The following is a 19,793-nucleotide window of genomic DNA, read 5'->3' on the forward strand; positions in this document are numbered from 1 at the left end:
TTCGACTGGGAAGGGGTTAGCGGGCGTCGCAACAGATCGCGCTGCGGACACGCTGAAGATCGACGTGGCGCCGACCGACGAGCATGGGATCCGCTGGCATGTAACAAACGATACATTGGCGTTCCGGGATGTCCAAGACTGGGTCCACACTCTGGACGTCCTGCCTCAAAGCGCCAGCCAGAGCAGCAGGAGCACCGCGACCCCTCCGGCCAGCAGCATCACGTCCGGCGCCGGGCGGGCTATCCGGGGCAGCCGGGCGCGGGTCAGGATCACCAGTCCGGCGGCGGCCACGCCTGGCCAGACGATCGCGTCGGGCGCCCACCGCGGGAGGCAGGAGAGGGCGGCCGAGAACGATGCGAGCGCCAGCAGGGCACCGCCCGCGCCGGTGACGGCTGGGGAGCGCGTCGGGATCGACGCCATGGCGACGGGGCCGAGCAGGACGACGACGAGAGTGGCGGCCTCCTGGCCGGTGAACCCTTGGTACGGTGCCAGCGCCGGTTCGCCCGTGCCCTGGTCGAAGAAGGGCAGGAAGGCCGTCGCCAGCGCGGCGGGCCACAACGCCCAGTCGGCGCGCCCGGGGAGCCGGCCGCTCGGGCGCGCCTTCCCGGCGGCCAGCGTCGCGGCCAGAGCCACCCCGTAACAGGCGACCGACGCCGTTTGCGCGGATAACGCGGCGGTGAACAGGATGGCGGCCGCCGCCCGGTGCACGGCGTGACGCGCGCCGGCCGGCTCCGACAGGAAGATCGTGGCCAGCAGGAAGGGCAGCACCGCGGGCAGGTCCATCAGCAGGACGTCGAGGTCCGACGGCGTGGTGATGATCGTCACCACGAGACCCGGATACACCCGGTCCCACTCCGAGGCGGCCACCACCGACTCGGCTGCCGGGGCGACGAAGGGCATCGCCGTGGCCAGCACGGCCAGCAGCCGTACGGCTAACGCGGAACGATCACCCGGCACCCGCGAGACGATAGCTAACCCTGGCGCGGCCAGTCGAGCGGAGACTCCTCGGCCTCGACCTCGCCCAGATGCTGGCAGTCACACCACGAGCCGCCCTTGCACTCCTCGTGCCGGCGCTCCTTGCATTTTTCGCATATCACTTGTACAGCATCGCTCATGGACTTAATCGGCGAACTGCTGGACGACCTGAGAGCCGAGACGGCCGACCTGAACGACCTGCTGCGCCCGCTGCGCTCCGACGACTGGGAACTGCCCACCCCGGCGCAGGGCTGGGCGGTCCGCGACCAGGTGAGCCATCTGGCGTACTTCGACGAGGCGGCGACCAGGGCCGTGGCGGACCCGATCGGGTTCCGCGCCTCCCTGGCCGAGGTGAGCGCGCAGTTCGTCGACGACCAGGTCGACGAGAGCCGCATCCTGCTGCCCGAGGAGGTCGCGGAGTGGTTCTCCAGGGCCAGGGCGACCATGCTGGAGACGTTCGCGACGCTGGGGGCCAAGGACCGGGTGCCCTGGTACGGGCCCGACATGTCGGCGGCCTCCTTCGTCACGGCCAGGCTGATGGAGACGTGGGCGCACGGCCAGGACGTGGCCGACGCCGTGAAGGTCGAGCGCAGGCCCACCGCCCGGCTGCGGCACGTGGCGCTCATCGGGTGCCAGGCCCGCCCCTACAGCTACGCCGTACGCGGCATGCAGCCGCCCGAGCGGCCGGTCAGGGTGGAGCTGTCGTTGCCGGACGGCACGCCGTGGACCCACGGGCCGCAGGACGCCGCCGACCGCGTGAGCGGGACGGCGCTCGACTTCTGCCTCGTCGTCACCCAGCGCATCCACCGCGACGACACCGGGCTGGAGATCACGGGCGAGGCGGCGGCCGAGTGGATGGGCATCGCCCAGGCCTTCGCCGGTCCTCCCGGGTCCGGGAGGGCGTCAGGGGCGAATCAGGGGGATACCGGATGATCTATTACAGAGCGTGATGAAAGACTGTTCATCATGCGGACCATCCTGAATGTCATCTGGTTGCTCTTCGCGGGGATCTGGCTGGCGATCGGCTACGCCATCGCGGGCGTCATCTGCTGCATCCTGATCGTGACGATCCCCTTCGGCATCGCCTCGTTCAGGATCGCCGCCTACGCCCTGTGGCCCTTCGGCAGGACCGTCGAACGTGATCCCGACGCCGGGATCATGTCGACGCTCGGCAACATCATCTGGCTGATCTTCGCGGGCTGGTGGCTGGCGATCGGCCACGTGGTCACGTCGATCCCGCTGTTCATCTCGATCATCGGCATCCCGCTGGGCATAGCCAATCTCAAGATGATCCCCGTTTCTCTTCTGCCCCTGGGTGCACGAATCGTGGACATTGACTGATAGCGGCCACGCTTCCGGGTAGCTGCCTCACCAGGTCGTAAGCTGGGGCGCGAGATGACATCCACGGACGCGAGGACACGGCCCACGCGAGGCAAGCGCAGGCCGCTCAAAGACGTCAGGACCCGGTTGAGCTGGTTGCTCGACACCCGGTCCTGGTCCATCGTGCGCGCCACCGTCAACGCCGGGGTCACCTACCGGGTCACCGGCCTGGCCGGCGAGGCGGCCTTCTTCGCGCTGCTGTCGCTGCCGCCGTTCGTCCTGGGCCTGCTGGCGGTGCTCGCGCCGCTGAGCAGCCTGCTGGGCGAGGACGTGATCCAGACGATCCGCGCCGGAGTGCTCGAACAGGCCGACTACCTGTTCACCGACTACGCCATCGAGCAGGTGCTCACGCCGCTGCTCGACGACGTGCTCAATCCCAACCACAGCGTGCCGCTGATCTCGCTGGGCTTCCTGCTGGCGCTCTGGTCGGGTTCGCGGGCCCTGTACGTCTACGTCGACCTCATCTCCGTCGCCTACGGCCTGGGCGAGGCACGCGGCATCATCAGCACCCGCCTCATGTCCTTCGGGCTCTACATCGTCTCGCTGCTGATCGGCGTGGTGGTGATGCCCGTCATGCTGATCGGCCCCGACCTGCTGCGCGCGGCCTTCCGCGACTACGCGGTCCTGGTCGACCTGCTCTACTGGCCGGTCGTGATCAGCGGCTCGGTGCTCTTCCTGACGATGCTGTACCACATCAGCGTGCCGGTGCGGACCCGCTGGTTCCGCGAGCTGCCGGGGGCGATCCTGGCGCTGGTGCTCTGGATCGTGTGCGCCGCCGTCCTGCGCGCGGTGCTGGCCTCGTGGCTGTCCCCGGTGAGCGTGTACGGCTCGCTGGCGGCCCCCATCGCGGTGCTGCTGTGGTTGTACATCACGGCCCTCGCGGTGCTCATCGGGGCATTGCTCAACGCCGAGGTCGACAGGCTCTGGCCGAGTTCCGCCAGCCGCATCTCCCGCTGATAAGGTCTAGGGCGCGACTGGCGCACAGAAGGTGGGGCACCACCGGGGAGCGGGCCGAGCGGGGGCCGAGCGCCTGGGTCCCCGCATGACGAGGAGTTTTCATGGGTTCTCTCGCGAACGTCGATCCCCAGCTCGCCGAGCTGATCACGGCTGAGGAGCGACGCCAGGCCGACACGGTCAAGCTGATCGCCTCCGAGAACTACGTCTCCAAGGCGGTGCTCGAGGCCACCGGCACGGTGCTGACCAACAAGTACTCCGAGGGCTACGCCGGCAAGCGCTACTACGAGGGCCAGCAGGTCATCGACCAGATCGAGACCCTCGCCCAGGAGCGCGCCAAGGCCGTCTTCGGCGTCAACCACGCCAACGTGCAGCCTTACTCGGGCTCGCCCGCCAACCTGGCGATCTACATGGCCTTCCTGCAGCCGGGCGACACCGTCATGGGCATGGGCCTGCCCTTCGGCGGCCACCTCACCCACGGCTGGTCGGTCAGCGCCACCGGCAAGTGGTTCAACCCGGTCCGCTACGGCGTGCGCAAGGACACCGGCCGCGTCGACATGGACGAGGTGCGCGAGCTGGCCCTCGAGCACCGGCCCAAGCTGATCTTCTGCGGCGGCACCGCCATCCCGCGCACCATCGACTTCGAGGGCTTCGCCGCCATCGCCCGCGAGGTCGGCGCCGTGCTCGCCGCCGACATCGCGCACATCGCCGGCCTCGTCGCCGGCGGCGCGCACCCGTCGCCCGTCGGCCACGCCGACGTCATCTCCACCACCACCCACAAGACGCTGCGCGGCCCGCGCGGCGCCATGCTCATGGCCACCGCCGACGAGCACGCCACCGCCCTCAACAAGGCGGTCTTCCCCGGCCTGCAGGGCGGTCCCCACAACCACACCACCGCCGCCATCGCGGTGGCGCTGCACGAGGCGGCCCAGCCCGAGTTCAAGACCTACGCCCACCAGATCGTCTCCAATGCCAAGGCCCTGGCGGAAGAGCTGTCCGGCCGCGGCTTCGACCTGGTCTCCGGCGGCACCGACAACCACCTCATCCTGCTCGACCTGACCCCCAAGGGCATCGGCGGCAAGCCCGCCGCCCAGGCCCTCGACCGGGCCGGGCTCGAGACCAACTACAACACGGTGCCGTTCGACACCCGCAAGCCGTTCGACCCCTCCGGCATCCGCATCGGCACCCCCTCGGTCACCTCGCGTGGCATGAAGGAGGCCGAGATGCGCCAGATCGGCGCCTGGATCGACGAGGTCGTCACCGCGCTGGCCAAGGGTGACGCGGAAGACGTCATCAGTCGCGTGCACGCCGAGGTCAGCGAGCTCACCTCGCAGTTCCCCGCGCCCGGCCTGTAAGCAGTCGCGCCCGGCCCGTGAACAGCCGCCGGACGAGCCCCGCCGGTCATCCGACCGGCGGGGCTCGTCCCGTCTAGCGCCGGCCGCCGAACACCCAGTCGTGCACCTCGACGGCGGCGTACCGGTCCGGGGTGAGCACGGCCCGTGCCGCGTCCGCGTCCGGCGCGAGCAGCAGGACCGCCGTCCCCAGCCAGGCCTCGCCGTCGTCCGACAGCAGCGGACCGTACGCGATCAACCCGTCCTGTCCTCGCGGCGGCGTGAGGTCGGCCGCCTGCCCGGCGCCCAGGCCCAGCACCAGGTAGCGGTTGCCGCCCTCCCTGCCGCCGGGGAACTCCCACATGGTCCGCCCCAGCACGTTGCGCCACCGGCGCACCATCACGTCCCGATACACCCCGGCCTGGTAGTTGGGCTCGTCGAAGGCGAACGCCCGCGCGCGGGCGGGATCGGGCAGGTCGACGATGTGCACGCTCCCGGTCGCCACGTCGGCATCGAGGTCCAGGGTCGGGCCGCGGGCGATCAGCTCCGCCTCGAAGCCGTCCATGTAGGACCAGTGCGCTTCGAGCAACTCGTCGCGCAACCCCGCCGAGCCGGGACGATCGCGGTGAAAACAGAAGAACTCCATGCCGGAATGATCACACCTTCACGGTCAGCAACCTGTCACCGGCCGAGGTGGTGACCTCGAACCTGTCGATGTCGCCCATCGGCAGCGCGCTGCCGCCGTGGACGTAGAGCGGCTCGGGGGAGCCCGGCACGCCGTACCCCGGCTCGGGCACCGCCCAGCCGGTCACGACGCTGCGCTCACCGGACCGCGACACGGCCACCAGCTCGCACCTGAGCGGGCCCCTCACGCCCGCCAGCCGCAGGACCGCGTGCGTGCCCCAGGTCTTGGCCTCCAGCACCACGGCGCCGCCGACGCCGGGGGAGCCGACGCCCTCGATGGGGGTGCCGATCAGGTAGGCCGCCTCGGCCGGGCGGTGCGCGTGGTCGAGGATCACGGCGCCCCCGACCTCGCCCTGCTGGGCCGCCGCCGGGCTCGCCGCGCCGTGCTGCGCCGCCACCGCGTGCGTGCCGCCGTCCATCGTGAAGCCGAGGACCGTGCCGCCGGAGACCAGGGCGAGCGCGGCGGCCATGCCCGCGACCGCCATGCCGTACCTGCGCCGGCGTTCGGCCCTGCGGCGCAGCAGCACGACCGGCCTGGCGCGGTCCAGCAACGCGGCCACGCCCTCCAGCTCGGCCAGCTCCACGACGCACGGCGGGCACCCCTCCAGGTGCTCGCCGAACGCCAGAGCGTCGGCCACGTCCAGCAGCCCGAGGGCGTACGCGCCCACGTCGGTGTGTTCGACCCGAGCGATCACGCCGATCGCCCCATCCCCAAGAGCGTCCCCATGGCTGGTAGTACGGGCGCGGGGCGCACCGGGGTTCAAGAGTTTGCTACAGTTTCTCCAGGCACGACTACCAGGGAGGTGACGACAGCATGCGGGTCTTTGTCATGACCATGCCTTCGTCCATCAACCTCCGGGTGTCTGCCTGAAAGACACCCTTTCCTGCAAGGGTGCATCGCGTTGTCTTTTGATCTTTCCCTGCTCGGCTGGACCGATTCCATGGCCGCCGAGCTTCCCGTCGACACCATCCCGGCCCGCGTGGCCAGGGTCGACCGCGGCGCCGCCGAGGTCATCGCCGCCGACGGGCACCACCAGGCGCGCTACAGCGCCGACGTGCGGCGAGCCGCCGCCACCGACCCGGTCGCGCTGCCGTGCGTGGGCGACTGGGCCGCGATCAGGATGCTGCCGGAAGGCCGCTACGAACTCGAGGCCGTGCTGCCGCGCACGACCGCCTTCGTCCGAGGGGGCGTCGGGCGCGACTCGCGCGGCGGCCTGTCCGGCGACAGCCAGGGCCAGGTCCTGGCGGCCAATGTCGACATCGTCTTCGTCGCCGAGCCGTCCATGCACTCCACCGACTTCGCCGACCTGGGCCGCATCGAGCGGCTCGTGGCGCTGGCGTGGGAGAGCGGCGGCACGCCGGTCGTCCTGATCACCAAGTCCGACCTGTTCGAGCACGGCCTGGAAGAGCTCCTGGCCGACGTGCGCGCCGTCGCCCCCGGCGTCGACGTGCACGCCGTCTCCTCGCTCCAGGGCGAGGGCGTCGAGCTGGTCTCCGGCTACCTCCAGGGCTCGCGCACGGCCGTCGTGCTCGGACCCTCGGGAGCGGGCAAGTCCACGCTCGTCAACGCCCTGGCCGGCGACGAGGTCATGGACACCCAGCAGGTGCGCGCGGGTGACGGCCGCGGCCGTCACACCACCGTGCACCGCGAGCTCATCACGCTGCCCGGCGGCGGACTCGTGATCGACACCCCCGGCATCCGCCGGGTGGGCCTGTACGGCATGTCGGAAGGCGTCGACCTGGTCTTCGCCGACATCGAGGAACTGGCCGGGCAGTGCCGCTTCGACGACTGCAACCACGACGGCGAGCCCGGCTGCGCCGTCCTGGCGGCGCTGGAGAGCGGCGAGCTGCCCGAGCGGCGGCTGGAGAGCTGGCGCAAGCTGCAGCGCGAGGCGGCCTGGATGGCCTCGCGTGGTGACGCGCGGCTGCGCAAGGAGCAGGAGTCGAAGCGGAAGTCCATCACCAAGTACTTGCGCACGCACTACAAGAATCGCGGACGGTAGCCGCGGGTAGACCCCCTGCATGGGTCACCTGTTCGCCGACCGTGCCGAGGCGGGCGCGCTGCTGGCAGAGCGTCTGTACGGCCTGCGGGACCCCATCGTGCTGGCGTTGCCGCGCGGTGGGGTGCCGGTGGCGGTCCCGATCGTGCGGCGGCTGGGCGGCACGCTCGACGTCCTGGTGACGCGCAAGATCGGCTATCCGCCCACCCCCGAGCTGGGGGTGGGCGCGGTCTGCGAGGGCGGCGAGCCGGTCTTCGACACCCGGCTCATGGACCGGCTCGGGCTCGCCGAGCACGACCTGCGCGAGGTGGTGGCGCGCGAGGAGCGCGAGCTGGATCGCCGGGTGAGCGCCTACCGCGGGGAGCGGCGGCTTCCCTCGCTGACCGGGCGCGAGGTCGTGGTGGTCGACGACGGCCTGGCGACCGGGGTGACGGCTCGCGCGGCGCTCCGCGCGGTCGCGGCGGCCAAGCCGGGCAGGCTCACGCTGGCCGTCCCCGTGGCCGCCCAGGAGACGGTCAGGTCGATGCGGCCCGAGGCCGACGAGGTGGTCGTGCTGGCGACGCCCGCCGGCTTCCGCGCGGTGGGTCAGTGGTACGGCAGCTTCGGCCAGCTCAGCGACGGCGACGTGCTGGAGCTTCTCGCGCAGCGGTGAAAGAGGGTCAGCGCAGGACCGCCCAGACCCGTTTGCCGTGGGTCATCGGGTACCAGCCCCAGCAGATCGACAGCGCCTGGATCAGGTGCATGCCTCTGCCGTACTCGGCGAAGTAGTCGGGCGTGGTCGGAACGGGTGGTGCCGTGCTGTGGTCGCTGACCGCGCAGCCGACGTGCGTGCCACGCAGCACCAGCGCCAGGCTGGCGGCCCCGCCGCCGTGGCGCATGGCGTTGGTGATCAGTTCGGTGACCACCAGCTGGGCGTCGTAGACACTGTCGTCGGCCTGCCACTGGGTGAGCACCGTGGCGACGAAGACCCTGGCGGCCGAGACCGGCGAGGGTTGGTCGAACACGGCCAGCTCGCCGTCCGGCGAGGTGTCGGACAGGACGGTCTGTAACCACTCGGGCGGTGCCGGACCGGCGGCGGCTTGCGGTCTGGCGGCGGAGGTCGTCATCGCGGTCCCCGTCTAGGCGTGATCTCAGTGACCATACTTATGTCACGAGGTTGCCGATGCAAGACTTTTCGTGATTTACGGATGCATATTCCATTTGCACGTGCACCGTGGAAGACTTGGCACTCACGATCAAGGAGCGGCCATGGGCGCGGCGGAGAACGTCGGGGAAGGTTCGGTCCTGGATTTCACGCAGGGTGGCCCCACCGTCCTGCGCATCCTGCTGGGCACCCAGCTGCGCAAGCTGCGCGTGGCCAACGGCATCTCCCGCGAGGACGCCGGCTACTCCATCCGCGCCTCCCACGCCAAGATCAGCCGCCTCGAGCTCGGCCAGGTCAGCTTCAAGGAACGCGACGTCGCCGACCTGCTGACCCTCTACGGCGTCACCGACCCCGAGGAGCGCGCCCCGCTGCTGGAGCTGGCCCGCACGGCCAACGCCCCGGGCTGGTGGCACAAGTACTCCGACGTGCTGCCCGGCTGGTTCGAGGTCTACATCGGGCTCGAAGGGGCCGCCGCGGCCATCCGCACCTACGAGAACCAGTTCGTGCCCGGCCTGCTGCAGACTCCCGTCTACGCCCGCGCCGTCATCGCCCTGGACCACGCCCGCGCCCCCATCACCGAGATGGACCGCCGGGTCTCGGTCCGCGTCACCCGCCAGCGCCGCCTGACCGGCGATCGTCCGCTGAGGTTGTGGGCGGTGCTCGACGAGTCGTGCGTACGGCGCAGCCCGGGTGGCCCCGAGGTGCTGCGCGACCAGCTCGACCATCTGCTGACGATGGCGGCCCTGCCCAACGTGACGCTGCAGATCATGCCGTTCGACCGTGGCGGCCACGCCGCGGCTGGCGGGCCCTTCTCGCTGCTGCGCTTCCCGCAGCCCGAGCTGCCCGACGTGGTCTACATGGAGCAGCTCACCTCCGCGCTCTACCTGGACAAACCCGCCGAGTCGGAGCATTACACCGAGGTCATGAACCGGCTCAGCACCCAGGCTCTGACGCCTGAGGAAACCACCCAGTTCATCGCTGCCCTCCGAGGCTGATTTTGGTCATCCGGTATATGAAGATCAGTTCCCTGCCCTATCCTCGGATGCACGTGCATTCGTAATCACGGAGGAGCCATCCCCCATGCAGGGCATCCATAACGGAATCGCCGCAAACCACCTTCCGGTCACCTGGCGTAAGAGCACCCGCAGCAACCCCAACGGTAACTGCGTCGAACTCGCCCCGCTGCCCACCGGCGAAGTCGCCATGCGCAATTCCCGCTTCCCCGACGGCCCGGCCCTGGTCTACACCCGCGCCGAGATCGAGGCGTTCGTCCTGGGCACCAAGGACGGTGAGTTCGACGATCTGATCGCCTGACAGCGGTCGCCCGCCGGGGTTCGGCCCACCCGGCGTGCCGTACCCATCGCGCGCCCGTGACCGCCCTCCCGGTCCGGCCGCCCACCGCCCGCAGCCAATCGGCGGGCCGCACCGGCAGGGTGCGGCCGTCCGAAACCCACCGGGCAGCCCCATCGGGGCACCAGGAGACCCCCCAGAACCGCCCGCCCGCAGCCCTTCGCCCGGCGGGCACTCATCGGCCCTCTCGCGCATGAGGCCTCGCTGACGCGGCCTCGCGCACCCACCGCTGGCAGGCGAGAACCCCGGCCCCCTCACAACCAGCCCCGCTCGTCGGCGATCCTGGCCGCCTCCGCGGGGTACGGCGCGGCCATCACCCGCACGATCTCGCGGCCGGTCATCTCCTTGAGGAAGCCGCCCGACCGGAGCATCGCGCCCACGAGCCCTTCGGCGGTGGCTGTGGCGGGGATGCAGCCGAACAGGGACACCGTGCCGGCGTCGGGGGTGGTCAGGCCCAGCAGTCTCCTCGGTGGTGGTTTTGCCGACGCCGTCAGTGGCCGCCACCTTGCCGGGTGCGCCCATCAGGTCGACGCCGTCGGCGGCCCTGACCGGGCCGTAGATCTTGCGCGGTCCGCGCAGGGCGATCGCCGCCCGCGTCCACGTCGGTTGTCATGCGGCGATGGACGCGTCTCGGAGCCGGGAAAGGCCTCGGCCGGCTGTCACGCTCCGCCCGTGAAGATGTCACGGGCGTGTCCTGACATAGAGTGTTCGATCACGCACTTATCGTGATCGTCATGGACGCGTTGGATCTGGCGAGATGGCAGTTCGGTATCACCACGGTGTACCACTTCCTCTTCGTGCCGATCACCATCGGCATGTCGCTGCTGGTGGCCTTGATCCAGACCGCCTGGTTCCGCACCGGAAAGCCCGCCTACAAGCGGGCGGCCAAGTTCTGGGGCAAGCTGCTGCTGATCAACTTCGCCATGGGCGTGGTCACCGGCATCGTGCAGGAGTTCCAGTTCGGCATGAACTGGAGTTCCTACTCGCGCTTCGTCGGCGACATCTTCGGGGCGCCCCTGGCGATCGAGGCCCTGCTCGCCTTCTTCCTGGAGTCGACCTTCCTGGGGCTGTGGATCTTCGGCTGGGACCGCCTGTCCAAGGGCCTGCACCTGATGTGCATCTGGCTGGTGGCGATCGGCACCATGCTGTCGGCCTACTTCATCCTCGCGGCCAACTCCTTCATGCAATGGCCGGTCGGCTTCGCCGAGCGCAACGGCCGGGCCGAGCTGACCGACTTCGCGGCGGTGCTGACCAACAAGGTCGTGCTGGCGACCTTCCCGCACACGATCTTCGGAGCCTGGCTCTCCGGCGGCGTCATCCTGATGGCGGTCTCCGCCTACCACCTGGGCCGCAGGCGCGACCTCGACGTCTTCCTCCCGTCGCTGCGGCTGGGCGCGTGGACCGCGCTGATCTCCTTCGCGCTGGTGCTCGTCTCCGGCGACACGCTCGGCAAGATCATGACCCAGACGCAGCCGATGAAGATGGCCGCCGCCGAGGCGCTCTACGAGACCCGGCAGCCGGCGCCGTTCTCGCTGTTCACGATCGGCACCCTCGACGGCACCGAGCCGATCTTCTCCCTCGAGATCCCCGGCCTCCTGTCGTACCTGGCCACCGGCTCGTTCGACGGCCGGGTCGAGGGCATCAACGACCTGCAGGCGCAGTACGAGCAGCGGTTCGGGCCGGGCGACTACCGCCCCTACATCCCGATCACCTACTGGGGCTTCCGCCTCATGATCGGCTTCGGCGCCCTGGCCGCGCTCGTGGCGCTGGTGCTGCTCTGGGTCACCCGCAGGGGGCGCCTGCCCGACAAGCCCTGGTTGTGGCGCGGCGCGGTGTGGGCGGTGATCCTGCCCTCGCTCGCGCACAGCTTCGGCTGGATCTTCACCGAGATGGGCCGCCAGCCGTGGCTGGTGTTCAGCGTCATGCCGACCCCCGACGGGGTCTCGCCGGCGGTCGGCTCCGGCACGGTGCTGACCTCGCTGATCGGCTTCACCCTGCTGTACGGCGCGCTGGCCGTCGTCGAGGTGGGCCTGATGATCAAGTACGGCAAGGCGGGGCCGCCCCCCGAGGAGGAGCCCCGCGATGCCGACAAGCTGGCGTTCGCGTACTAGGGGGAGTCATGACACTCAACGATGTCTGGTTCATCGCGATCGCCGTGCTCTGGGTGGGTTACTTCGTCCTGGAGGGCTTCGACTTCGGTGTCGGCATGCTGCTGCCGGTGTTGTCGAGGGACGGCGTCGAGCGCCGCGTGATGATCAATACGATCGGCCCCGTCTGGGATGGCAACGAGGTGTGGCTGCTGACGGCGGGCGGCGCGACGTTCGCGGCCTTCCCCGAGTGGTACGCCAGCCTGTTCAGCGGCTTCTACCTGCCGCTCTTCGTGATCCTGGTGGCGCTCATCCTGCGCGGGGTGGCGTTCGAGTATCGGGGCAAGCGCGATTCGGATCGCTGGCGGGCCAACTGGGACAAGGCCATCGTGTTCGGCTCGTTCGTGCCGGCGTTGTTGTGGGGCGTGGCGTTCGCCAACATCGTGCGCGGGGTGAAGCTGGACGCCTCGCATGAGTACGTCGGCACCCTCTGGGATCTGCTCAACCCGTACGCGCTGCTCGGCGGGCTGGTGACGTTGTCGTTGTTCGCCACGCACGGAGCGATCTTCGTCTCGCTGAAGACGGTGGGGGAGATCCGCAGGCGGGCCAGGTCGATCGCCCTGCAGGCGGGTGTGGTCGCGGCGGTGCTCGCGGTCGCGTTCCTCGTGTGGACGCAGGTGATGAGCGGCAACGCGGTCACCATCGTGATGGCGGCGCTGGCGGCCCTGGCCTTCGTGGGAGCGCTCGGGATGGCGGTCGCCGGACGCGAGGGATGGTCGTTCAGCCTGTCGGCGGCGGCCATCGGGCTAGCCGTGGCGAGTCTGTTCGTGGTGCTCTATCCGGATGTCCTGCCCTCGACGCTGGATCCGGCCAACAGCCTCACGGTGACCAACGCCGCGGCCTCGCCCAAGACGCTGGGCATCATGACCTGGGTGGCGGTGATCTTCCTACCGGTGGTGCTGGTCTACCAGTCGTGGTCGTACTGGGTCTTCCGCCGCAGGATCGGCGTTCAGGACATCCCGGCTTGATCAGGCAGTTGTCCCGACCGGGTTCGCGTCCGCCCGGGTCCGTCGCCGGATCCGGGCAGGCATCATCGGGACAACTGCGTGATCACGCTTCTTGTTCGTACCGGGATAACTCAGGCGGCGGAGATGCCGGCGCTCGCGGCGCGACGCATACGACGACGACGCTCGGAAGCGCGCTCGTCCTCGTTCAAACCGCCCCACGTGCCGTACTTCTCCGGACGGGACAGCGCGTAGTCGAGGCACTCGTTGCGCACCGGGCAAGCGCCGCAGATCGCCTTGGCCTTCTTTTCGCGGTTGTCACGCTCGGGCTGCCGCTCCCCATCGGGGCCGAAGAACAGCACGAGGTCCTCACCCCGGCACGCGGCATCATCCTGCCAACCCCAGCTGGGGCGCGGGCGGGTGAGCTGCCGACGTACCTGAGACATGAGAATCCACCTTCTTGAGAGTATTTCTGGTCTGATGAGCCGCATTGGACGCATTTTGGCGTCACTGCTCCAACGCAAAGGGTTGCCGGGATGTTCCCTGCTCAAGTGAGGACGGGCGTGACGTACCGCACAGGCGAAAGCCTGTCCAGCGAGATCAGCCGATAGGTCGTGATCGTTTCGGCGCAAGCCGTACCACACGGTGTTTGGAACACCGATGGCTCAACCACAACCTGAAGCCGCACGTCTCCGCAGCGCACGATGGCTTCGGTGACGTCGCCGTCCAACCTGGAGGATTCCACGGACACACCGCAGACCGAAAGCACACCCGTATGGATTCGGGCGAAATGCTCAACGGCTTGCAATGGCTCAGGGATGCCTGCGCGTCCCCGGTAACGGTCGAGGATGATCTCGCCCGACCGGTACGCGCTAGCCGCCGACAACGCGGCAGCCTGAGACATGCTGCCGTAATAAAGTCCGTGTGGCAAGCACACGAGGTTGGCGGCGTACCTATCGCCGCCAACGTGTGACGTTTCCCACACTCTGTCCGGCAAAAACTCTGCCAGCGACCGAGCGAGGGGTAGTCCAATGCGGGCGCAGCACGCATTGCGCTTGGCGTGCGTGCAGACCAGAAATACCGGCTCGTCTTCAAGTATGCAGGACTCTGGGACCACTCCCGCCATCACGGCGTCAAGGTCAAGATCATCGGGACCTGCGACGATTCCCTGGGCCAACCAGGGACGCTCTCCTGCCGCGTACGCGACTAGCACACGGATTCCCTGGTCCGGCAGCGGGGTCCGGCGACCGGGGCGGCGGATCAGCTGCGGCCTGATGCCCCTCTCGGTGGCACGCCGCACGAGTTTGGCGATTCCATCGGGGAGACTTGAATTCTCCACCCGGTCCGCCCATGGGCCGCTGTATTCGACCAGCAGCCACGACCGGGCTCCGACCGTCGCGCTCGCGAAGGTCGGCAGGGCGCCGGTGTGGCACCCCTCCGGATGGTCGCAGCCTCTGGGCACGTTCCGGTCCCCCCGAATCCGTCGATCAACTTAGGCAAGGCTAACCTACCGGGTGGGGGGTTGTCCGGGAGGGGTGGAAACAACTCTCCGGGCTTATCGCATTCATGCCCAGGCATTTGCCCTTGTCACCCCGCGTGCAGCGCCGCGCGCGCCAGGGGGAGGGCCGCCGCGCGGTCCTCGGGGACCAGGCCGATGCGGGTGCGGCGGTCGAGCAGATCGTCCTCGTCGAGGGCGCCCTCGTGCCGGACGGCCCACATGAGCTCGGCCAGGAGTCCGTCGTGCTCGGGATGTCTTCCCGCCAAGCGCCAGACGTCGGCGGCCTCCGCGCCGTAGCGCGCCACCAGTCGGGCGGGGACGGAGCCGTCGCGTGCCATCGGGCCGCGTGCGCCGACCAGGGGCAACGACGCCGTCACCGACGGCCCGGCGTTCAGGGACCGCAGCGCCACGGCACGATCCACCGCGTCCTCCGCCATCCGCCGATATGTCGTGAGCTTGCCGCCCACCACCGTCACCACCCCGTCCTCGTCGAGGACGGCGTGCCTGCGTGACAGGTCGGCCGTCCGCCCCTCCGCCTCCAGCAGCGGCCGGAGCCCGGCGAACGCCCCCGCGACGTCGTCACGCGTCAGCGGCGCCTCCAGGACGGAGTTGAGCACCTCCAGCAACGCCGTGATGTCCGACTCGGGCGCCTCCGGGACGTCGGGGATCGGCCCGTCGACGGGCTCGTCGGTCAGGCCCACGTAGACGCGGCCGTCCGCCTGCGGCAGGACGAGGGCGAAACGGTTGGAGCTTCCGGGCAGCGGCACGTGCAGCCCGCCGCGCAACCCGGGCAGCGACCCCGGCCGCAGGACCAGGTGGGTGCCGCGCGAAGGGCGCAGCCGTACCGACGGAGCCAGGCCGCCGGCCCAGACGCCGGTCGCGTTCACGATCGCGCGGGCGCGGACGGTCAGCGTCGAACCGGTCAGCTCGTCGCGCACCTCCGCCCGGCCGTACGACAGGCGCAGCGCCCGGCAGCGGGTCAGGATCCGCGCGCCGCACCAGGCGGCGGTGCGGGCGAGGGCCACCACGAGGCGGGCGTCGTCGACCAGCCGGCCGTCCCACGACAGCAGCCCGCCGCGCAGGCCCTCGCGCCGCAGCACCGGCGCCAGCTCCAGCGCCCTGCCCGCGCGCAGGCGCGCCGGTCCCGGCAGCGCGCGGCGCGGGGTGCGCGCGGCGGCGCGCAGGGCGTCGCCGAGGCGGTATCCGGTCATCACCAGCGCCGCCTGCGACGCGGGCACGTCCGGCGTGAGGGGCAGCAGGTACGGCGAGGCCTTGACCAGGTGCGGTGCGGTGCGGGTGAGCAGGATGCCGCGTTCGACGGCGCTCTCGTGGGCGACGTCGAGCTGGCCCTTGGCCAGGTAGCGCAGCCCGCCGTGGATCATCTTGGAACTCCAGCGCGAGGTGCCGAAGGCCAGGTCGTGCGCGTCGATCGCGGCGACCGTCAGCCCGCGCGAGGCGGCGTCGAGGGCCGCGCCCGCGCCCGTCGCGCCCAGCCCGACCACCAGCACGTCGACCGTCTCCTCGGCGACGCGCCGCAGGTCAGCCGCCCGCCTGGCGGCGTTGAGAGAGCTGTCCAAGGTATGCCTCCAGCAGGGTGCGGAGCTCGGCGTCGAGCTCGTCGGTGGTGGTGGGGCAGAGCATCGTGGGAGCGGAGATCAGGAACGACTGCGCGGTCAGCAGCACCGCGCGGGCCTTCGCGGGCGAGCCTGCGACCGGTTCGAGGACCGACAGGATCGCCTCGTGCGCCGCGCCGCGCCGGTCGGTCAGGTACGGCAGCAGCAACTCGGGGTCCACCTCGACGATCTTGCGCCACAACGGGTGCCCCCGCATCGCCCTGACCCCCGACACCACGGCCTCGACCGGGTCCGACAGCTCCAGTCCTTCGAGCACGCGGGTCCACTCGCGGGTCATCAGATCGGCCACCAGCGTGCGCACGTCGGGCCAGCGGCGGTAGATCGTCATGCGCGATACCCCGGCCCGGCGCGCCACGTCGGTCAGCGTCGTACGGCGCACGCCGTGGGCGAGCACGCAGGCCAGAGCGGCGTCCAGCACGCCGTCGTTGTGACGAATTGACGTCATGTGTCACAGTGTAGAGGTGGATGCGATGAACTGGCAGGGCTGGGGCGATCCGGCCAAGGCCCGAGAGCTGCCCGAGCCGATCGTCAAGCTGCTGCACGACCTCCTCGGCGTGCGGCCGCCCGTGGCGCCCGTCGCCATGGAGCAGGTACGGCTGGCGGAACCCGTTCTGCCCGCCCTCGACGAGCTGCGGGCGATCACCCGCGTCAGCACCGACAGGGAGGCGCGCGTCCGCCACACGCGGGGCAAGTCCACGCCCGACCTGATGCGCATGCTGGCGGGCGACGGATCCGACGCGCCCGACGCGGTCGTCTCGCCCGGCTCCCACGACGAGGTGCTCGCCGTGCTCCGGGTGTGCGCGGCCGAGCGGATCGCGGTCGTGCCCTTCGGCGGCGGCACCTCGGTGGTCGGCGGCCTCGCGCCGGCGCGCGAGGGCTTCGCGGGCGTCATCGCCCTGGACCTGGCCCGGCTGGACCGCCTCGTCTCCGTCGACGCCGACTCGATGGTGGCCGTGTTCGAGCCGGGCATCAGGGCTCCCGAGGCCGAGCGCCTGCTCGGCGAGCACGGGCTGACGCTGGGACACTTCCCGCAGTCCTTCGAGTACGCCACGCTCGGCGGGTTCGCCGCCGCCCGCTCCAGCGGCCAGGCCTCGGCGGGCTACGGCAGGTTCGACGACATGGTGGTGGGGCTCACCGTGGCGACCCCCGGCGGGACGCTGGAGCTGGGACGCGCGCCGAAGTCGGCCGCCGGGCCCGACCTGCGCCAGCTGGTCCTCGGCTCCGAGGGGGCGTTCGGGGTGATCACGTCGCTGCGGCTGCGGGTCCGACGCGCGCCCGCCGTCCAGGAGTACGAGGGGTGGAGGTTCCCGGCGTTCCAGGACGGGGCGTCGGCGATGCGGTCGCTGGCACAGCGGGGGCTGCTGCCGGCCGTGCTCCGGCTCTCCGACGAGACGGAGACGATGATCGGTCTGGCCAAGCCCGAGTCGATCGGGGGCGGGGGAGAGGGCGGCTGCCTGGCGATCGCGGGCTTCGAGGGCTCGTCCGGCACCCCCGCCGACCGGGCGCGGTGGGACGCGGCGCGCGCCGTCCTCGCCGAGCACGGCGGCGCCTGCCTCGGCGAGGAGCCAGGACAGGCGTGGGCGCACGGCCGGTTCTCCGCGCCGTACCTGCGCGACTCCCTCCTGGCGGCCGGCGCGACCGTCGAGACCCTGGAGACCGCCACCTTCTGGTCCAATCTGCCCAGGCTCTACGACGCCGTACGGCTCGCGCTGCTCGGGGCGCTCGGCAACCCGCTGGTCATGTGCCACATCTCGCACGTCTACGAGACCGGCGCCTCGCTCTACTTCACCGTCGTCACCAGCGCCGACCTGGAGACGTGGGAGGCGGCCAAGCGTCAGGTCAACGCCGCGATCGTGAGCGCGGACGGGACGATCTCGCACCACCACGGCGTCGGCAGGGACCACCGCGAGGCCTACGCCGAGGAGATCGGCCCCCTGGGCGTGGAGATCCTGCGCGCGGTGAAGGAACGGCTCGATCCGGCGGGAATCCTCAACCCGGGCGTGCTGATTCCTTAATCGTCTACTATGTCCCGCCATGAGCGCCGCCGCCTACGGGCCGCCTGCCGTACAAGCCCTCCGTGAAGGCGATCCCGTCGAGCTCGGCCCGTACCGGATCGCCGGCCGGCTCGGGCAAGGCGGCATGGGCTCGGTCTTCCTCGCCGAGGGGCCGCAGGGGCCGGTGGCGGTCAAGGTCATCACCCCGCACCTGGCCAACGACCCCGAGTTCGCCGAGCGTTTCCGCCGCGAGGTCGCGGCGGCCGGACGGGTGCGGCGCTTCTGCACCGCCCCCGTGCTCGACTCCCGGCTGGACGCGGCACCGCTGTGGCTGGTCACCGAGTACGTCGCCGGACCCGACCTGGGCCGGGTGCTGCGCGAGAGCGGGCCGCTGACCGGCTCCAACCTGGAGGCGCTCGCCGTCGGGGTGGCCACGGCGCTGACCGCCATCCACGGCGCGGGCGTGGTGCACTGCGACCTCAAGCCGGCCAACGTGCTGCTGTCGCCGCTCGGCCCGCGCGTCATCGACTTCGGCATCGCCCGCGCCCTCGACCTCGGACACGGCAAGACCGTGACAGGCCGGCTGCTGGGCACGCCCGAATACATGGCGCCCGAGGTGATCAACGATCACCACCTCACCCCGGCGGCCGACATCTTCGCCTGGGGCTGCGTCGTGTTCGCCGCCGCCACGGGCCGCTCACCGTTCGCGGCGCGCACGGTGCCCGAGGCGCTCATGCGGGTCGTCAACGACCGGCCCTCGCTGGAGGCCGTCGAACCCGGCCTGCGCCCGCTGGTCGCCGCGGCCCTGGAGAAGGACCCCGCCAGCCGCCCCTCCGCCCAGGACCTGGCCGCACGCCTGGTCGGCAGCACCCGGGTCGACGCCCAGGCGGTGGCCGGCACGCTCCGCATCGACCTCGCCTCGCTCACCACGCCGCCGCCCACCGCCGTCGCCTCGCCGGGCGGCCCGGGCGGCCCTGGCGGCCCGGCCGGCGCCCCGTCGGCCACCGTGCCGCCCCGGCGCAGGACCGGCAGGTGGATCGCGATCGGCGCGGGCGCCGCCGCCCTCGTCGCGGCCGCCGCGACCGCCCTCGTGGTGCTGAGCCCTTCCGGGCCGCCCGCCGCCGACGGCGTGCTCTACACCGAGGCCTTCGACTCCAACGAGTCCGGCTGGATCACCGACTCCGGCGGCGCCTACTCCGACCCGCCCGGCCAGTTCGTCCTCACCGCCAGCGGCGGGGCCGGCTCCTGGTCGCGGCCGCCGATCAACGCCAACTTCCCGTCGCGGCTGCTGATGGAGGCGACCGTGCTGATCGAGGGCAGCCCCGGCGCCAGGGCCGGGCTGTACTGCAACTACCTCCACGACGGGCAGGGCGCCTCCTACGACCTGGAGATCCGGCAGGACGGGCGGGCCAGGATCCGCAAGGCCGTCGACAAGGACGGCTGGGACCTGACGGCCGACGTGCCGGTCTCCGGGTTCAAACCGGGCAAGGTACGGCTGCAGGCCCAGTGCGCGCGGGAGGGGGAGCGCATGAGCCTCGCGTTGTGGGTGAACGGCACGCTCGCCGTCACGGTGGACGACACGCTCAAGGCGGCCTCCGACAAGCAGCCGAGCGTGGGAGTGCAGCTGACGCACGCGGGAGAGGCCGACGCCAAGGCCACGTTCGACGACTACCGGGTGTCGTGGTTCTAAGGGCCCTTCGGTGTTTGGTCGCCTTCCCCACGACGTGGACTCGGTCCCCGCGCCGCTGGGCACCCTCG

The 19,793-nt window shown here is 70.8% G+C and carries 22 protein-coding genes; 12 read left to right on the top strand and 10 right to left on the bottom strand.

Annotated elements, in window-relative coordinates; translation table 11 throughout:
* Positions 1 to 16: 16 nt before the first annotated feature.
* Together ACIBH1_RS34505 and ACIBH1_RS34510 are read right to left on the bottom strand one after the other, a co-directional pair.
* The gene (locus ACIBH1_RS34505) at positions 17 to 100 is read right to left on the bottom strand and encodes a putative leader peptide (RefSeq protein WP_311132608.1); all 84 of its coding nucleotides are present in this window, start codon (positions 98 to 100) and stop codon (positions 17 to 19) included.
* Between the two features lie 65 nt (positions 101 to 165).
* Positions 166 to 957: a hypothetical protein gene (locus tag ACIBH1_RS34510; protein ID WP_397318191.1), complete on the bottom strand. Its 792-nt coding sequence runs from the start codon at positions 955 to 957 to the stop codon at positions 166 to 168.
* A gap of 156 nt (positions 958 to 1,113) precedes the next feature.
* Here ACIBH1_RS34510 and ACIBH1_RS34515 point away from each other — a divergent pair, with 156 nt between their 5' ends.
* The 4 genes from ACIBH1_RS34515 to glyA all read left to right on the top strand — a co-directional run bounded on the left by ACIBH1_RS34515 (position 1,114) and on the right by glyA (position 4,664).
* Positions 1,114 to 1,908 (top strand): TIGR03084 family metal-binding protein, encoded by a 795-nt coding sequence (locus ACIBH1_RS34515; RefSeq protein ID WP_397318192.1) that lies wholly within the window; start codon positions 1,114 to 1,116, stop codon positions 1,906 to 1,908.
* Between the two features lie 33 nt (positions 1,909 to 1,941).
* Positions 1,942 to 2,316 (top strand): YccF domain-containing protein, encoded by a 375-nt coding sequence (locus ACIBH1_RS34520; RefSeq protein ID WP_397318193.1) that lies wholly within the window; start codon positions 1,942 to 1,944, stop codon positions 2,314 to 2,316.
* 54 nt (positions 2,317 to 2,370) lie between these two features.
* Positions 2,371 to 3,312 (top strand): YihY/virulence factor BrkB family protein, encoded by a 942-nt coding sequence (locus tag ACIBH1_RS34525; protein ID WP_397318194.1) that lies wholly within the window; start codon positions 2,371 to 2,373, stop codon positions 3,310 to 3,312.
* A gap of 101 nt (positions 3,313 to 3,413) precedes the next feature.
* Entirely contained in the window at positions 3,414 to 4,664 is a 1,251-nt protein-coding gene (glyA, locus tag ACIBH1_RS34530) for a serine hydroxymethyltransferase (protein ID WP_397318195.1), read from the top strand.
* 73 nt (positions 4,665 to 4,737) lie between these two features.
* Here glyA and ACIBH1_RS34535 read toward each other — a convergent pair whose 3' ends face one another.
* Positions 4,738 to 5,286 (bottom strand): YciI family protein, encoded by a 549-nt coding sequence (locus ACIBH1_RS34535; RefSeq protein ID WP_397318196.1) that lies wholly within the window; start codon positions 5,284 to 5,286, stop codon positions 4,738 to 4,740.
* A 10-nt stretch (positions 5,287 to 5,296) separates the two neighbouring features.
* Positions 5,297 to 6,019 (bottom strand): anti-sigma factor family protein, encoded by a 723-nt coding sequence (locus ACIBH1_RS34540; RefSeq protein ID WP_397318197.1) that lies wholly within the window; start codon positions 6,017 to 6,019, stop codon positions 5,297 to 5,299.
* A gap of 207 nt (positions 6,020 to 6,226) precedes the next feature.
* On the opposite strand from ACIBH1_RS34540, the gene rsgA reads away from it, so the two are divergent.
* The gene (rsgA, locus tag ACIBH1_RS34545) at positions 6,227 to 7,327 is read left to right on the top strand and encodes a ribosome small subunit-dependent GTPase A (RefSeq protein WP_397318198.1); all 1,101 of its coding nucleotides are present in this window, start codon (positions 6,227 to 6,229) and stop codon (positions 7,325 to 7,327) included.
* Positions 7,328 to 7,346: 19 nt separating this feature from the next.
* Positions 7,347 to 7,976: a phosphoribosyltransferase gene (locus ACIBH1_RS34550; RefSeq protein WP_397318199.1), complete on the top strand. Its 630-nt coding sequence runs from the start codon at positions 7,347 to 7,349 to the stop codon at positions 7,974 to 7,976.
* A 7-nt stretch (positions 7,977 to 7,983) separates the two neighbouring features.
* On the opposite strand, the gene ACIBH1_RS34555 is transcribed toward ACIBH1_RS34550, so the two are convergent.
* Complete coding sequence (locus tag ACIBH1_RS34555; RefSeq protein ID WP_397318200.1) at positions 7,984 to 8,430, bottom strand: ATP-binding protein; 447 nt, start codon at positions 8,428 to 8,430, stop codon at positions 7,984 to 7,986.
* Positions 8,431 to 8,572: 142 nt separating this feature from the next.
* Here ACIBH1_RS34555 and ACIBH1_RS34560 point away from each other — a divergent pair, with 142 nt between their 5' ends.
* Both ACIBH1_RS34560 and ACIBH1_RS34565 read left to right on the top strand, forming a co-directional pair.
* Complete coding sequence (locus ACIBH1_RS34560) at positions 8,573 to 9,463, top strand: helix-turn-helix domain-containing protein (protein WP_397318201.1); 891 nt, start codon at positions 8,573 to 8,575, stop codon at positions 9,461 to 9,463.
* 85 nt (positions 9,464 to 9,548) lie between these two features.
* Positions 9,549 to 9,782, top strand: a complete 234-nt coding sequence (locus ACIBH1_RS34565; RefSeq protein ID WP_397318202.1) for a DUF397 domain-containing protein — start codon at positions 9,549 to 9,551, stop codon at positions 9,780 to 9,782.
* Between the two features lie 290 nt (positions 9,783 to 10,072).
* On the opposite strand, the gene ACIBH1_RS34570 is transcribed toward ACIBH1_RS34565, so the two are convergent.
* Positions 10,073 to 10,246 (bottom strand): hypothetical protein, encoded by a 174-nt coding sequence (locus ACIBH1_RS34570; RefSeq protein ID WP_397318203.1) that lies wholly within the window; start codon positions 10,244 to 10,246, stop codon positions 10,073 to 10,075.
* 306 nt (positions 10,247 to 10,552) lie between these two features.
* Between ACIBH1_RS34570 and ACIBH1_RS34575 the strand changes: the two genes are divergently transcribed.
* Both ACIBH1_RS34575 and cydB read left to right on the top strand, forming a co-directional pair.
* On the top strand, positions 10,553 to 11,929 hold the full coding sequence (locus ACIBH1_RS34575) for a cytochrome ubiquinol oxidase subunit I (RefSeq protein ID WP_397318204.1): 1,377 nt from the start codon (positions 10,553 to 10,555) through the stop codon (positions 11,927 to 11,929).
* Between the two features lie 8 nt (positions 11,930 to 11,937).
* Positions 11,938 to 12,933, top strand: a complete 996-nt coding sequence (cydB, locus tag ACIBH1_RS34580) for a cytochrome d ubiquinol oxidase subunit II (protein WP_397318205.1) — start codon at positions 11,938 to 11,940, stop codon at positions 12,931 to 12,933.
* A 110-nt stretch (positions 12,934 to 13,043) separates the two neighbouring features.
* On the opposite strand, the gene ACIBH1_RS34585 is transcribed toward cydB, so the two are convergent.
* From ACIBH1_RS34585 to ACIBH1_RS34600, 4 genes are all read right to left on the bottom strand, one after another.
* On the bottom strand, positions 13,044 to 13,355 hold the full coding sequence (locus ACIBH1_RS34585) for a WhiB family transcriptional regulator (RefSeq protein WP_181613327.1): 312 nt from the start codon (positions 13,353 to 13,355) through the stop codon (positions 13,044 to 13,046).
* 101 nt (positions 13,356 to 13,456) lie between these two features.
* Positions 13,457 to 14,086, bottom strand: coding sequence for a sucrase ferredoxin (locus ACIBH1_RS34590; protein WP_397318206.1), 630 nt, complete (start codon positions 14,084 to 14,086; stop codon positions 13,457 to 13,459).
* 410 nt (positions 14,087 to 14,496) lie between these two features.
* On the bottom strand, positions 14,497 to 15,984 hold the full coding sequence (locus ACIBH1_RS34595; RefSeq protein ID WP_397318207.1) for a glycerol-3-phosphate dehydrogenase/oxidase: 1,488 nt from the start codon (positions 15,982 to 15,984) through the stop codon (positions 14,497 to 14,499).
* A complete protein-coding gene (locus tag ACIBH1_RS34600) occupies positions 15,947 to 16,486 on the bottom strand; it encodes a TetR/AcrR family transcriptional regulator (protein WP_397318208.1) in 540 nt (179 codons plus the stop codon). The genes ACIBH1_RS34595 and ACIBH1_RS34600 overlap by 38 nt, the downstream gene beginning before the upstream one ends.
* A gap of 25 nt (positions 16,487 to 16,511) precedes the next feature.
* Here ACIBH1_RS34600 and ACIBH1_RS34605 point away from each other — a divergent pair, with 25 nt between their 5' ends.
* Both ACIBH1_RS34605 and ACIBH1_RS34610 read left to right on the top strand, forming a co-directional pair.
* A complete protein-coding gene (locus ACIBH1_RS34605) occupies positions 16,512 to 18,056 on the top strand; it encodes an FAD-binding oxidoreductase (RefSeq protein ID WP_397318209.1) in 1,545 nt (514 codons plus the stop codon).
* A gap of 19 nt (positions 18,057 to 18,075) precedes the next feature.
* Entirely contained in the window at positions 18,076 to 19,725 is a 1,650-nt protein-coding gene (locus tag ACIBH1_RS34610; RefSeq protein ID WP_397318210.1) for a serine/threonine-protein kinase, read from the top strand.
* The last annotated feature ends 68 nt before the right edge of the window (positions 19,726 to 19,793 follow it).

It is taken from the genome of Nonomuraea sp. NPDC050663 (genome assembly GCF_044456985.1).
In the GTDB taxonomy this organism is placed as follows: Bacteria; Actinomycetota; Actinomycetes; order Streptosporangiales; family Streptosporangiaceae; genus Nonomuraea.

What these genes read in the sequence shown, in the direction of transcription:
- ACIBH1_RS34525 (WP_397318194.1), top strand. Translation starts at nt 2,371, where the DNA reads ATGACATCCACGGACGCGAGGACACGGCCCACGCGAGGCAAGCGCAGG.
- ACIBH1_RS34535 (WP_397318196.1), bottom strand. Translation starts at nt 5,286, where the DNA reads ATGGAGTTCTTCTGTTTTCACCGCGATCGTCCCGGCTCGGCGGGGTTG.
- ACIBH1_RS34560 (WP_397318201.1), top strand. Translation starts at nt 8,573, where the DNA reads ATGGGCGCGGCGGAGAACGTCGGGGAAGGTTCGGTCCTGGATTTCACG.
- ACIBH1_RS34520 (WP_397318193.1), top strand. Translation starts at nt 1,942, where the DNA reads ATGCGGACCATCCTGAATGTCATCTGGTTGCTCTTCGCGGGGATCTGG.
- cydB (WP_397318205.1), top strand. Translation starts at nt 11,938, where the DNA reads ATGACACTCAACGATGTCTGGTTCATCGCGATCGCCGTGCTCTGGGTG.
- ACIBH1_RS34515 (WP_397318192.1), top strand. Translation starts at nt 1,114, where the DNA reads ATGGACTTAATCGGCGAACTGCTGGACGACCTGAGAGCCGAGACGGCC.
- ACIBH1_RS34600 (WP_397318208.1), bottom strand. Translation starts at nt 16,486, where the DNA reads ATGACGTCAATTCGTCACAACGACGGCGTGCTGGACGCCGCTCTGGCC.
- ACIBH1_RS34575 (WP_397318204.1), top strand. Translation starts at nt 10,553, where the DNA reads ATGGACGCGTTGGATCTGGCGAGATGGCAGTTCGGTATCACCACGGTG.
- ACIBH1_RS34550 (WP_397318199.1), top strand. Translation starts at nt 7,347, where the DNA reads ATGGGTCACCTGTTCGCCGACCGTGCCGAGGCGGGCGCGCTGCTGGCA.
- glyA (WP_397318195.1), top strand. Translation starts at nt 3,414, where the DNA reads ATGGGTTCTCTCGCGAACGTCGATCCCCAGCTCGCCGAGCTGATCACG.
- ACIBH1_RS34585 (WP_181613327.1), bottom strand. Translation starts at nt 13,355, where the DNA reads ATGTCTCAGGTACGTCGGCAGCTCACCCGCCCGCGCCCCAGCTGGGGT.
- ACIBH1_RS34505 (WP_311132608.1), bottom strand. Translation starts at nt 100, where the DNA reads ATGCCAGCGGATCCCATGCTCGTCGGTCGGCGCCACGTCGATCTTCAG.
- ACIBH1_RS34555 (WP_397318200.1), bottom strand. Translation starts at nt 8,430, where the DNA reads ATGACGACCTCCGCCGCCAGACCGCAAGCCGCCGCCGGTCCGGCACCG.
- ACIBH1_RS34610 (WP_397318210.1), top strand. Translation starts at nt 18,076, where the DNA reads ATGAGCGCCGCCGCCTACGGGCCGCCTGCCGTACAAGCCCTCCGTGAA.
- ACIBH1_RS34565 (WP_397318202.1), top strand. Translation starts at nt 9,549, where the DNA reads ATGCAGGGCATCCATAACGGAATCGCCGCAAACCACCTTCCGGTCACC.
- ACIBH1_RS34605 (WP_397318209.1), top strand. Translation starts at nt 16,512, where the DNA reads ATGAACTGGCAGGGCTGGGGCGATCCGGCCAAGGCCCGAGAGCTGCCC.